The organism is Sinomicrobium weinanense, from assembly GCF_018863395.1.
GTDB lineage: Bacteria > Bacteroidota > Bacteroidia > Flavobacteriales > Flavobacteriaceae > Sinomicrobium > Sinomicrobium weinanense.
The window spans coordinates 376,350-389,936 of sequence record NZ_JAHKRR010000003.1 but is presented as its reverse complement, the minus strand read 5'-3'; the positions used below and the strand labels follow the sequence as shown (position 1 = coordinate 389,936).

Here is a 13,587-nt window from a genome sequence, read left to right as displayed (position 1 = left end):
AAACAGCGCAATGAAAAAATATATTAAAAGAACAATATTCATATTGACCATAGGTCTTTTCGGCATCCATGGTTGTACAGACCTCGATGAGGATCTGTATAGTGAGATCACCAAGGACAGTTTCTACAGCAGTAAGCTGGAAGTATTACAGGCGGCATTACGTCCCATGACCCATATGCAGGCCTGGCTTGCTCCCACCGGGGGGAACGGTTATTATTATCATTCCGAGTTGTCTTCCGACCAGCTGGCATGGCCGCAAAAAGGACGTCACGGATATGACGGAGGCGACCATTTCAGGCAGCACTATCATACCTGGACCAGTAATGAAGGAAGGATGAGGTCGGCCTGGACAACGATGTGGGGCGGGGTAGGATATGTAAATGCGGCGATCGAGGATATTTCGGCCATAGAAGACCCGGCTGCTCTGGAAATGACACAGGAAGAGATCGAATCCATTTTGGCAGAGCTTTACGTCCTCAGGGCATTTCATTACATGAAGATCATGGAACTGTGGGGCAATGTGCCTGTTGTAACGGAAATAGCGCAGGGAGCACCCACCAACCCGTCTACACAATCCCGTGAAGAAGTTTTTGAATATGTAAAAACGGAACTGGAAACCTATGTACCTCAATTGCCCAAGTATTCGGCAGACCTGGTAGGACGGACCACCCAGACTGCAGGATATGCCATGCTTTCGGAACTTTATTTAAATGCAGAGAAATGGGTGGGAACCCCCATGTGGGACGAATGTATTGCAGCCTGTGATAAAATTATCAGCGGAGAAGCAGGGGGGATCAACGGAACGCCAAAACTGGCGGATGACCTGGAGGAAACCTTTGCCAATACCAATAAGTCTGCGCCCGAAAGCCTTTATCAAATAGCATATAGCCATAAAGCCGGTTTCACTTTTGACTGGGCCGGATTTTTCCTCGGATATACCAATATGCAAGAAGTATTGAATATAGATTATAGCGGATGGAACGCTTTTGTGGTTGTTCCGACTGCTTACGATGCTTATGACGAAAATGATCTGAGGAAAAAAGACTGGTTTTTATTCGGCCCCCAGTATAAATACGGTACGGAAGAACCGGTATTAGGTACGGAAGAATGGAATGGCCAGCCATTGGTCTACGTAAACAGTATTCGAAGAGAGAGTGAAGGAGATATGACCAGTGAAGGAAGTATGGCCGAAGGCGAAGAAAACAGCGGTGCACGCTTTAACAAATATAAATCGGGAATGGTTGGTGATGAGAATTACCGTGAAAATCACTATATCCTCTATCGCCTTACCGAAATATACTTTAACAAGGCAGAAGCCCTGATGCGTAAAAACGGGGGAACCGCCACCCAGGAAGCCGTAGACCTTGTCAATGCCAGCAGACAGCGGGCCTTTTCAGCAGAAGACTGGGCCGATGAACAATATACTGCGGCTACATTGACCATGGACGAACTGTTGGCTGAACGGGGAAGAGAGTTTATCTTTGAAGGAAAACGCCGTACAGACCTTATCCGGTTCGATAAGTATGTTTCCGGAACATGGTGGGATCATCAACCGACAAACGATCCCAATAAAGAGATATACCCTATTCCGTCGAATCAACTTGCCAATAACCCCAATTTGGAACAGAATCCGGGATATTAAAATATAAAGTGACTTGTGGAGAGGGATGGTTCGTCCCTCTCCATATTTTTACTACTTTGGTCATGCATTAACACTATAATGATAACCACCTATGAAAAAGAAATCTTTAACGATCCTCATGGCTATTATAGCCCTGTTGCAACTATCCTGGGTACAAGCCCAAACCGTGATGGTAGACCGGGTAGATGACCCCATAGATTGGGTAAACCCGCTTATGGGAACCGATTCCAAACACAGCCTTTCCAACGGCAACGTATATCCCGCCATTGCCCTTCCCTGGGGCATGAACTTCTGGACCCCGCAGACCGGGAAAATGGGAGACGGATGGGCCTATATGTACACAGCCGATAAAATAAGGGGTTTTAAACAAACGCACCAGCCTTCCCCCTGGATGAACGATTACGGTCAGTTTGCCATCATGCCAGTAACGGGTAAATTGCGCTTCAACGAAGACGACCGTGCCAGCTGGTTCTCCCATAAGGCAGAAATCGTCACTCCCTACTATTACAGTGTTTACCTGGCAGACCACGATGTTACGACAGAGATCGCACCTACCGAAAGAGCAGCCCGTTTTCGCTTTACCTTCCCCGAAACAGACAGCGCTCACATGGTCATTGATGCCCTGGACAAAGGGTCTTATGTAAAAATAATCCCCGGAGAAAACAAGATCATTGGCTATACCACCAAAAATAGTGGTGGTGTGCCCGACAATTTTAAAAACTACTTTGTCATCATATTTGACAAAGCCTTTGAAACAACCTCTACCTTTAACGGGAACAAGCTCAACGATGCCCTCGAAATGGAGGCAGACCACGCCGGGGCGGTTATCGGGTTTAAGACCGGAAAAGGCGAAAAGGTCAATGCAAGGGTGGCTTCTTCCTTTATCAGCTTTGAACAGGCCGAACGCAACCTGAATGAAATAGGTAATGACAATTTCGATACCGTAAAGAAAAAAGGAAGGAATATCTGGAACAAAGAACTCGGCCGTATAAAAGCAGAAGGCGGTACCGTAGAGCAGATGCAGACGTTCTATTCCTGCCTTTACCGTTCACTGCTGTTCCCCAGGAAATTCTTTGAATATGACGAGAACGGGGATGTTATACACTACAGCCCATACAACGGAAAAGTATTGCCGGGATATATGTTTACCGACACCGGTTTCTGGGATACCTTCCGTTCTCTCTTCCCTTTCCTTAACCTGATGTATCCCGAACTGAACGCACAAATGCAGGAAGGACTGGCCAATGCCTATAAAGAAAGCGGATGGCTGCCCGAATGGGCAAGCCCCGGACTTCGTAATGTCATGATCGGGAACAACTCCGCCTCCGTAGTGGCCGATGCCTACCTGAAGATCGACGGGAAACATAAATACAACATAGAAACCCTCTGGGAAGCCCTCGTACACGGTGCCAATAATGCAGGCCCCCTTACTGCCGTAGGCCGTGCCGGAGTGGATTATTACAATAAGCTCGGCTATGTCCCCTATGATGTGGGAATTAATGAAAATGCCGCCAGGACCCTGGAATATGCCTACAACGACTTTACCATATATCAATTGGGTAAGGCTTTGGGTAAACCGAAGAAAGAGATTGAAGTCTACAAAAAACGAAGTCTCAATTATAAAAACCTCTTCGACCCCGAAACCAGACTGATGCGCGGAAAGAACAAGGACGGCAAGTTCATGGCGCCCTTCAGCCCCTTTAAATGGGGAGACGCCTTTACCGAAGGGAACAGCTGGCACTATACCTGGTCCGTATTCCACGATGTACAGGGGCTCATAGATCTGATGGGAGGAAAGAAAGGGTTTACGGGACAGCTCGACAAGGTGTTCAATCTCCCACCTGTATTTGACGAAAGCTATTATGGCGGAGTGATCCATGAAATACGGGAAATGCAGATCGCCAACATGGGGCAGTACGCACACGGTAACCAACCTATCCAGCATATGATCTACCTGTATAACTATGCCGGCGAACCCTGGAAGGCCCAATACTGGGCACGCGAAACCATGAACCGGATGTACAGGCCCACTCCCGACGGTTATTGCGGAGATGAAGACAACGGCCAGACCTCGGCCTGGTATGTGTTCTCCGCCATGGGATTCTACCCCGTATGCCCGGCAACGGACGAATACATACTCGGTGCACCCCTGTTTAAAAAAGTGACTCTTGAACTGCAAAACGGGAACAAAGTAGAGATAAAAGCTCCGGCCAATAGCGATACCAACAGGTATATCCGGAAAATGACGGTCGATGGCAAAGAATACACCAAAAACTGGCTGAGCCATAAAGCCCTGATGAAAGGAGCGGTCATCGATGTGGAAATGTCCGATGCGCCGAACAAGGCCAGAGGAGTGGAAAAAGCAGATTTCCCTTATTCCCTGTCTAATCAATAAGTCAGGTAATTGAAAATTGAGTAACTTTGTGTAAAACAGACAGAAAATGGATGTACAACTGTTAAAATTAGAACTCATAGATCTTTTGTTGCACACAAAAAATAAATCTGTTTTAAAAAAGATAAAGGATATTTTTCAGGAAAATCAGGAAATTCCGGATACCCTGTACGATGAATTGGACAAAGACAGGATCCGACATTTGAATGAAGAAACCCCTTCTTATGAATGGGAAGAAGTAAAGGCAAGGCTGCAACAAAAGTATGGCCTGTAAACTATTGATAAAACCCAGGGCGGAGTACGATATGGCAGAAGCTATTTCGTGGTATGAATCCAAAAGTCCTGGCCTGGGACAAAAATTTATAGACCAGGTAGAAAAATATGTAAAGGAAATACAACAAAATCCGGAGCATTATCAAATCAGGAGAAAACCTTATCGCGAAGCATATATCAGGAGTTTTCCGTTCGTAATAATTTATGAAGTGTTAGCAGATACTGTTGTAGTTTATTCCGTTTTTAATACATATCGGAACCCACAAAGGAAGCCTGGTAAATAATATTCATTTACAGATAAACCAACTCCATTATTCGGAGTTGGTTTTCTTTGTTTTTCCCTGTTCGATCAAGTATAGAAGCAGGTAAACCATCCATAAAATTCAGAAGATGATAAAAAAAAGTATACAAATCATAAAACAGTATACCAGGCTACAAATGGTTATGGGATTTGTGGCGGTACCCTTGATTTTTTTTACTGGGTGTAACAATATAGATAAAAGAGATATTGTTATTCCTGACGAAAGAGAGAAAACCTCTGCTTACCAAGACCTCGCCCGCTATGTAGACCCCATGATAGGCACCGCCAAAATGGGGCATACCTATCCCGGGGCCACAGTGCCTTTCGGGAGCGTGCAGTTAAGCCCCGATACCGATACCATTCCCTATGCCGTAGACGGGCAGTACAACCCCGATGTATACAAATACTGCGCCGGGTATCAGTACAGCGATAAGACTATTGTTGGCTTCAGCCATACCCATTTCAGCGGCACCGGGCATTCCGATCTCGGGGATTTTCTCATCATGCCTACCGTTGGGGAATTGAAGCTCAACCCCGGCACGGCAGACAAACCGGATACAGGTTACCGCTCTACTTTTTCGCACGATAACGAAAAGGCCGAACCGGCCTATTACAGTGTACTTCTGGACGACTACGATATCAAAGCAGAACTCACTGCTACCACCAGGGTGGGAATGCATCAATATACCTTCCCTAAGTCGGATAAGGCGCATATTATACTCGACCTGATGTCGGGTATTTACAATTACGATGAAAAGAATGTGTGGATTTTTGTACGGGTGGAGAACGACACCCTGGTCACCGGTTTCCGGCAGACCAACGGCTGGGCGCGAACCAGGAAAGTATATTTTGCCATGTCGTTCAGTAAGCCCTTTGTAAAATACGGGCAGGTCAATGAAGATAACCATGTATACAAAGGCTTTTGGCGGAAGTTCGACCAGTCGGAGAACTTCCCCGAAATGGCCGGTGAAAAACTGAGGACATATTTCGGTTTCAAGACCGGGGAAGGCGAAAAGGTCAAGATAAAATTTGCCATTTCCCCTGTAAGCACCGAAGGGGCCCTGGCCAATATGAAAGCTGAGATCCCGCACTGGGACTTTGACCAGGTAAAACAAAAAGGGCGGGAGCTCTGGAACAAAGAACTGAACAAGGCCGTTGTGGAAACAGTCTCGGAAGAAGACAAGGTGAATTTTTATACCGCCATGTACCACGCTTTCCTGGGGCCTACGGAATATATGGATGTGGACGGGAAATACCGGGGACTGGACATGAACATCCACCAGGCAGACGGTTTTACCAATTATACCAGTTTTTCCCTCTGGGATACATACAGGGCGCTGCACCCGCTGTTCAATCTTCTTCAGCCTTCACGTAATTCAGATATGGTGCAATCCATGCTGGCCCATTACGATCAGAGTGTGCATCCCATGCTTCCCGTGTGGTCGCACTACGCCAATGAGAACTGGTGTATGATCGGGTACCACAGTGCTTCGGTCATTGCCGATGCCATTGTAAAAGACAACACGGGTTTTGATGCAGAACACGCCCTGCAAGCCAGCGTTCAAACCGCAAAAATAGGGTATTATGATGGACTGAAATATTATATGGACATGGGCTATGTGCCTGAGGATAAAAACGGTGCTTCCGTGTCCAAAACCCTCGAATATGCCTATGATGACTGGGCTATTGCACAGGCGGCAAAAAAGTTGGGAAAAGAAGAGGTCTATCGCGAATTTACAAAGAGGTCCGAAAACTATAAGAATGTCTTTGATAAAGCAAGCGGCTTTATGCGCCCCAAACTAAGTGATGGCAGCTTTAAAAGGGAATTTGACCCCCTCGATACCCACGGGCAGGGCTTTATCGAAGGAAATTCGTGGAATTACAGCCTGTATGTCCCCCATGATCCTTCAACAATGATCGGAATGATGGGTGGAAAGCAACGTTTTACAGAACGGCTCGATTCGCTTTTCACCATGGAGCTCCCGGACAAATATTTTGCAAAGACCGAGGATATATCCAGGGAAGGGATCATCGGTAACTATGTACATGGCAATGAACCCTCACATCACGTAGTGTATTTGTACAACTGGACGGATACCCCGTGGAAATCCCAGGATAAAATACGGATGATATTAAAGAGGATGTACCAGACAGGAGCAGATGGCCTTGGCGGTAATGACGATTTCGGGCAGATGAGCGCCTGGTATATCTTCAGTACGCTCGGGTTTTATCCCGTTGCCCCGGGTTCTGAGGACTACGCCCTAGGAAGCCCTTCGGTAAAACATGCATCCATACGGCTCGAAAACGGTAATGTTTTTGAAGTTAGTGCGGAAAATCAGTCCGATAAAAATGTATTTGTGGAAAAAGTGGAACTCAACGGAGAACTTCTGGCGAGCCCCTTTATCAAACACAGTGATATTCTGAAAGGAGGCAATCTTACCTTTTATATGACAGATAAACCGAATAAAGAACTGTATAACTAAACGGTTGCTTTGTGAAAAATAAAAAGACACTCTTATTTGCATTGGGCAAGGAGTGTCTTTTTCGTTTCTGTCTGTATAGTAGGATGAATTTTTATAATAACGAAAAAATATAACAAATAAACTTTGTACTGTTATATTTCATTAGATATATTTGAAGGATAATTTAATAGTATTTACATGAAACCAGACCTCTTTGAAGCCCCGGACTATTACCAGTTAGATGATCTTTTGTCGGAAGAGCACAAACTCGTGCGTTCCGCCTCCAGGGATTGGGTAAAGCGGGAAGTATCCCCCATTATAGAAGAATACGCCCAGCGTGCGGAATTTCCGAAACAGATCATTGGTGGTCTTGCCGAAGTCGGAGCCTTCGGGCCGTATATCCCTGAAGAATATGGAGGGGCCGGACTGGACCAGATCAGCTACGGGCTTATTATGCAGGAGATAGAAAGGGGAGACAGTGGTATACGTTCTACCGCCTCCGTTCAGTCCTCGCTGGTAATGTATCCCATATGGAAATACGGAACAGAGGAACAACGCAAAAAATACCTGCCCAAACTGGCTTCCGGCGAATTTATGGGCTGCTTCGGGCTTACCGAACCGGATTTTGGCTCCAATCCCGGGGGGATGGTCACTAATTTTAAGGACAAAGGCGACCATTTGCTGTTGAACGGGGCCAAACTGTGGATCTCCAATGCCCCTTTTGCCGATATAGCCATCGTATGGGCAAAGAACGAGGAGGGGAGGATACACGGGCTTATCGTGGAGCGCGGCATGGAAGGTTTTTCCACTCCGGAAACCCATAACAAATGGTCCTTGCGGGCGTCTGCAACAGGAGAGCTCATATTTGACAATGTAAAAGTGCCCAAAGAAAACCTGTTGACCGGAAAAAGCGGGCTCGGTGCACCACTCGGTTGCCTCGATTCCGCGCGTTACGGGATTGCCTGGGGAGCTATCGGGGCGGCGATGGACTGCTATGATACGGCCCTGCGCTATGCCAAGGAACGTATCCAGTTCGACAAACCCATAGCGGCCACACAATTACAGCAAAAGAAACTGGCAGAGATGATCACCGAGATCACCAAGGCACAATTACTGGCCTGGAGGCTCGGAGTGTTGCGAAACGAAGGTAAAGCTACCACAGCCCAGATATCCATGGCCAAGCGGAACAATGTGGAGATGGCCATAAAAATAGCCCGCGAAGCCCGGCAGGTGCTCGGCGGTATGGGAATTACGGGAGAATACAGCATTATGCGCCATATGATGAACCTGGAAAGCGTGATCACCTATGAAGGTACACACGATATACATCTGCTTATTACCGGAATGGACGTCACCGGGTTCAGTGCTTTTAAATAGTTGCCCGTTACCAGTTACCGGTTTGACTGGCTTAATCGAACTGAGCTGATGCGCGAGTTGACCAGTTGGGTGTTTTTGGTTTCAGTCACTGACCACCGATTACTGATTACTAACTGGAAAACCGGCAACCCGCAACCGGCAACCAAATAAGCCCTCAATTTTACGCTTTAAACCTAGTCTTCCGACAATTAACTTTAGAGCTTGTTTAAACTGAATTTAATTGGCTAAAAAAATGTCCTTTTTGCCCCATACTCGTCTTTTTCTCGCCCCATAACTACGGCTATGCGGCTCAAAAAAGTCTTCATATGGAACAAAAACCATCATTTTTTGCTTCAATCAATCCAGTTTAAACATGCTCTTATTATCTTAGGGGCATGACAGATGCGTTAAAGCAAAATTACGGATACCTCTTCGAAGACAGCTTGTTGGAAGAAATAAGTAGGATAGGTACGCTGAAAAAAGTACCCGAAGGCTTCCAGCTTATGGACATTGGTGAGCCGATAAAAGGAATGCCACTTATCCTGGATGGAGCCATTAAAATTCTCCGTGAAGATGAAAAAGGGAACGAATTGCTCCTCTATTTTATAGAGAGGGGAGATACCTGTGCCATGACGCTCTCCTGTTGCGTAGGTCGTGCCAAAAGCGAAATACGGGCCGTAGCCGAGACCGATACCACACTGGTGATGATCCCCGTTGAAAAAATGGAAAGCTGGATGGCTGCCTATAAAAGCTGGCGACAATTCATCCTGCAAAGCTATCACGACAGATTGATGGAAATGCTGGACACTATCGATTCCATTGCCTTCCTGAAAATGGACGAACGCCTGCTCAGGCACCTCCGGGACAAGGCCATGATAACCCATGACGATGTGATCCAAACCACACATCAGGAGATTGCACAAGACCTGAATACTTCAAGGGTCGTAGTCTCCAGGCTGTTAAAAAAACTCGAAAACCAGGGGAAAATACAACTTCACAGGAACAGTATAAAAGTCATAGTGCTTTAAACCCTGGCCAATACAGTACATGTAGCAATCGATAACCAGTAATCGATATGCCATTTTATCAATTGCCGGGTTGCTGAGCGGCGGTCCCTGAGCTGGGTCGAAGGGAGCCGAAGCATGTAACCTTTGTTACCTATTACTTACCCGGAATCCCCTACTTTTGTACCGAATTGTAAGTGCAGTATATGGATATACTCCAGGTATCGGGTTTTATCGGAGCGTTTGTTATAGGTATAGTACTGGGGCTTATAGGAGGAGGGGGCTCTATCCTTACAGTTCCTGTACTGGTATACCTGCTGGGAATTAACCCCGTTACGGCTACCGGGTATTCCCTGTTTGTCGTGGGGATATCCTCACTGGTAGGGGCTTTTGTCAATATGCGTAAAAAGCTGGTACAGGTAAAAACAGCTTTTGTGTTTGCTTTTCCTGCTTTTGTAGTGGTTTATGTAATGCGGAGGTTTATTGTGCCCGCTATTCCGGAAGATCTGTTTTCGGCAGGGAATATCAATATCACCAAAGATCACGTTATCATGGTCTTTTTTGCCGTGGTCATGCTCGTTACCTCGATATCCATGCTGCGGAACAAGAAAAAAAATGTTATAACCAATGTTTCCGAGTATCACTATCACATCCTGTTTCTGGAAGGAATACTGGTTGGGGTCGTGGCCGGTTTTGTAGGAGCGGGTGGCGGTTTTCTCATCATTCCCGCCCTGGTGCTTTTTGCCCGGCTTCCTATGAAAAAAGCAGTGGCTACCTCCCTGCTTATCATATCGATCAATTCCCTTATCGGATTTGCCGGAGACGTAGAGGTGCTGGACATAGACTGGAAGTTATTGCTGTCGTTCTCAGGAATAGCTGTTCTCGGGATCTTTGCAGGCAGCTACCTTTCCAACAAGGCCGATGGTAAAAAACTAAAAAGAGGTTTTGGATGGTTTGTACTGCTGATGGGAGTCTATATCCTGGTCAGGGAATTTATGAATATGTAGGCAAGTGACAAGGTGACAGCGGTAAACCGAAATCGGAAAATTTAACCCGATTCAACATGCTAAGGCCGTATTTTGGCCCGGTTCGTGTATTATTTTAATAAGCATTAAATTTTATAGTGATGAAAGTAGAACAGATATATACCGGATGCCTTGCCCAGGGTGCTTACTACATAGAGAGCAATGGCGAGGTAGCGATCATAGATCCGCTGAGGGAGGTGCTACCCTATGTGGAAAAGGCAAAAAAGGACGGCGCTGAGATCAAATATATCTTTGAAACCCATTTCCATGCCGATTTTGTGAGTGGGCATCTCACCCTTTCCAAAGAAACAGGAGCCCCGATCATTTACGGGCCGACGGCCAATCCGGGTTTTGATGTTGTGATTGCCGAAGACGGACAGGAATTTCCACTCGGAGAGGCCTCTATTGTGGCATTGCATACACCAGGGCATACCATGGAAAGCACCACCTACCTCCTTCGGGACAAAGATGGGAAAGACCATGCCATATTCAGCGGTGACACCCTGTTCCTCGGTGATGTAGGCCGGCCCGATCTGGCACAGAAAGCAACACATCTCACTCAGGAAGAGCTTGCCGGAAAGCTATTTGACAGTCTCCGTAAAAAAATAATGCCGCTGGAAGACAATGTCATCGTATATCCCGGTCACGGGGCAGGTTCGGCATGTGGCAAGAACATGATGAAAGAGACCGTGGATACCCTGGGAAACCAGAAAAAGATGAACTATGCACTCCGAACCGACATGACCCGGGAAGAATTTATCAAAGAAGTTACCGAAGGCCTTCTGCCGCCGCCACAGTATTTTCCGCATAATGTAAAAATGAACAGGGAAGGCTATGACGATATCGATGAGGTGCTGGAACGCGGGGCCAGGCCACTGTCCCCGTCAGAATTTGAAACGCTGGCCAATAAAACGGGAGCTGTGGTGCTGGACGTACGCCATCAGTCCGAGTTTGAAAAAGGACACATTCCCCGTTCCATATTTATCGGTATTGAGGGCAGCTTTGCCCCCTGGGTAGGTGCGCTTATCATGGATACGGCCCAGTCAATCCTGCTGGTCACCCCCGAGGGAAGGGAAGAAGAAACGGTGACAAGGCTTTCCCGGGTCGGTTTTGATAACACCCTGGGATACCTGAAAGGCGGTTTCGAATCGTGGAAAGAAGAAGGCTGGGAATACGATACGGTAAATTCCGTTTCTGCCGAAGCATTGAAAGAACAGCTCAAAACAACAACTGCCCCTGTTTTTGATGTACGAAAAGAAACAGAGTTCGAAACAGGGCACGTACACGGAGCACACCTGACTCCGCTCGATTTTATAAACGATCATCTGGATGAGTTCCCGGAAACCGAAAAATTCTACCTCCATTGTGCAGGAGGTTACAGGTCAATGATTGCAGCCTCCATATTAAAGAGCCGGGGCATCCATAACTTTGCGGATGTTTCCGGAGGGTTCGGGGCTATCCGGAAGGCGGGAATCGATGTATCAACATCCCTTCCCAATGAACGTGAATAGCGGATAAGAAAAAAGGGCTCCTCCTACTTCGACAAGCTCGGTACAGGCCTTCATCTCAAGAGGGGAGCCTTTTTAAAATCTTAAACAAGGATCATATTTTTTTCACGTTTTTCAACATCAGAATAAAGGCCTTATAAGGAGGTCTTCCGTTTTACCTATATATCCAGGTTATTAAAGATAGCTTCCAGCTTTCCAGAAGAAGGAACAGGCGCATTGGGATCTAAAATATTTCCCTCCGGATCCAGTAAAATAAACCTGGGGATCCCTTTTATCATGTAGTTTTTTACAAAATCGGATTCCCAGTCCTTGTCGGCCAGTAACTGTGTTCCTCCCAGTTCTTTTTCCAGGATCATTTCTTTCCACTTATCCTTGTCTGATTGTTTATCGATGGATATGCTGACAAATTTGACATTCCTGCCGTGATATTTCTTTTCCAGTTGTTTTAAATAGGGGATCTCCTTCCTGCACGGTCCGCACCAGGTGGCCCATACATCGATATAGAGATAGGCGCCTTTCAGGTCCTCTAATGAGGTGTTGGAGCCGTCAAAATTCAGATATTCTTCAAATCGTGGCGACGGCCGGCCTTTGGCTACTTTAGCCAATACTTCATAACTACGGTTTACCTCTTTCCTGTGTTCCGTATCATTGGAGATCGTTGAAAACAGTTCGTAATACGTATCCAGGTCGTTGGTATAGGTAATCCCGAACCTGGCATGTTCGTAGGCCAGGCTGTTCCTTATCGTATCGTTTTCTATCCCGGATATGCTTTTTAAATAGGCAATGTCCTCTTCCACACCTTCATTCTGCGCAATCTCACGCGCCGTTTTTTCGAAATGCCGCTCTGTCAACCTCCTGTAATTTCCGGAAAACAGAAAATCTATACCACTGTTGTAGATAACCTGGTCCAGCTCGTCCAGAAAGTCAGCCGAAATGCTGAATCCTTCATTGTCCGTTAACCGTCGGTGCATGGTCTCATACCGGGTCAGGTCGGCCAGGTACCCGTAGGCGATGTTCCGGGTCTCTTTAGACTTGAATCCCTCAGAGATCCCCCCAAAAGTGTTGAGATGGTGTTCCAGGGCTTCCTTTTGCCTGTTCGTTATGGTTTTAAAAGTGCTTTCATCTGCTTTAAATGCCTGTTGCTTTTTGTCCATAATGGAACGTAGCATTTTAAATTTTGAAAAAATATAGGCGTTTTCTCCGCTTCCGGTCCCGGTATAGGAAAGGGTGCCGTTAAGATCGGAAGTGTTGAATGCCATTGCTAAATCGTAACCGCTTTCGAGGTACGACCTCCAGAATATTTTACCGTGCGACAATAAGAAGGAACCGGGCGAAAGGTACAGGGTATCCCTGAACGTTCCGTCATCACGGACAGCAATAGTATCCCTGAAGAAATCCTGCCCCGAAATTAAAAGTTGATTCGATACGGGATTTTCGATTTTACCCGAAAGCACAGTATAGTTTCTCGTTTCGTTTTGTTTGCAAGCGCCTGCCAGAAGGATTACGGCGGCATATATGAATATGCTTTTTTTCATGATGATAAAGTGTTTTGAGGTATACTACCTCCGGGTTAAGGGCAATGTTATTTGGTTTAGCAAATTATACCACCCCTTCGGGGTTTATA

At 46.4% G+C, this 13,587-nt stretch carries 10 protein-coding genes; 9 read left to right on the top strand and 1 reads right to left on the bottom strand.

The genetic code is table 11. The features are described 5' to 3' along the window. Nucleotides 1-10: 10 nt before the first annotated feature. The 9 genes from KN811_RS11210 (at nt 11) to KN811_RS11170 (ending at nt 11,966) form a co-directional block, all read left to right on the top strand. Nucleotides 11-1,642, top strand: coding sequence for a RagB/SusD family nutrient uptake outer membrane protein (locus KN811_RS11210; protein WP_187964599.1), 1,632 nt, complete (start codon nt 11-13; stop codon nt 1,640-1,642). Nucleotides 1,643-1,733: 91 nt separating this feature from the next. Next, the gene (locus tag KN811_RS11205; protein ID WP_187964598.1) at nt 1,734-4,037 is read left to right on the top strand and encodes a GH92 family glycosyl hydrolase; all 2,304 of its coding nucleotides are present in this window, start codon (nt 1,734-1,736) and stop codon (nt 4,035-4,037) included. Between the two features lie 46 nt (nt 4,038-4,083). Next, entirely contained in the window at nt 4,084-4,308 is a 225-nt protein-coding gene (locus tag KN811_RS11200; protein ID WP_187964597.1) for a hypothetical protein, read from the top strand. Next, nucleotides 4,298-4,591, top strand: a complete 294-nt coding sequence (locus KN811_RS11195; protein ID WP_187964596.1) for a type II toxin-antitoxin system RelE/ParE family toxin — start codon at nt 4,298-4,300, stop codon at nt 4,589-4,591. Before KN811_RS11200 ends, KN811_RS11195 begins: the two co-directional genes overlap by 11 nt. A gap of 106 nt (nt 4,592-4,697) precedes the next feature. After that, the gene (locus KN811_RS11190; protein WP_187964595.1) at nt 4,698-7,091 is read left to right on the top strand and encodes a GH92 family glycosyl hydrolase; all 2,394 of its coding nucleotides are present in this window, start codon (nt 4,698-4,700) and stop codon (nt 7,089-7,091) included. Between the two features lie 177 nt (nt 7,092-7,268). Beyond that, nucleotides 7,269-8,447, top strand: coding sequence for an acyl-CoA dehydrogenase family protein (locus tag KN811_RS11185; RefSeq protein WP_187964594.1), 1,179 nt, complete (start codon nt 7,269-7,271; stop codon nt 8,445-8,447). A gap of 374 nt (nt 8,448-8,821) precedes the next feature. After that, complete coding sequence (locus KN811_RS11180) at nt 8,822-9,454, top strand: Crp/Fnr family transcriptional regulator (protein ID WP_187964593.1); 633 nt, start codon at nt 8,822-8,824, stop codon at nt 9,452-9,454. 182 nt (nt 9,455-9,636) lie between these two features. Next, nucleotides 9,637-10,437 (top strand): sulfite exporter TauE/SafE family protein, encoded by an 801-nt coding sequence (locus KN811_RS11175; protein ID WP_187964592.1) that lies wholly within the window; start codon nt 9,637-9,639, stop codon nt 10,435-10,437. Between the two features lie 119 nt (nt 10,438-10,556). After that, nucleotides 10,557-11,966, top strand: a complete 1,410-nt coding sequence (locus KN811_RS11170; protein ID WP_187964591.1) for an MBL fold metallo-hydrolase — start codon at nt 10,557-10,559, stop codon at nt 11,964-11,966. Between the two features lie 155 nt (nt 11,967-12,121). Here the strand turns inward: KN811_RS11170 and KN811_RS11165 are convergent, their stop codons facing one another. Next, nucleotides 12,122-13,498: a TlpA family protein disulfide reductase gene (locus KN811_RS11165; RefSeq protein ID WP_187964590.1), complete on the bottom strand. Its 1,377-nt coding sequence runs from the start codon at nt 13,496-13,498 to the stop codon at nt 12,122-12,124. Nucleotides 13,499-13,587 lie beyond the last annotated feature (89 nt).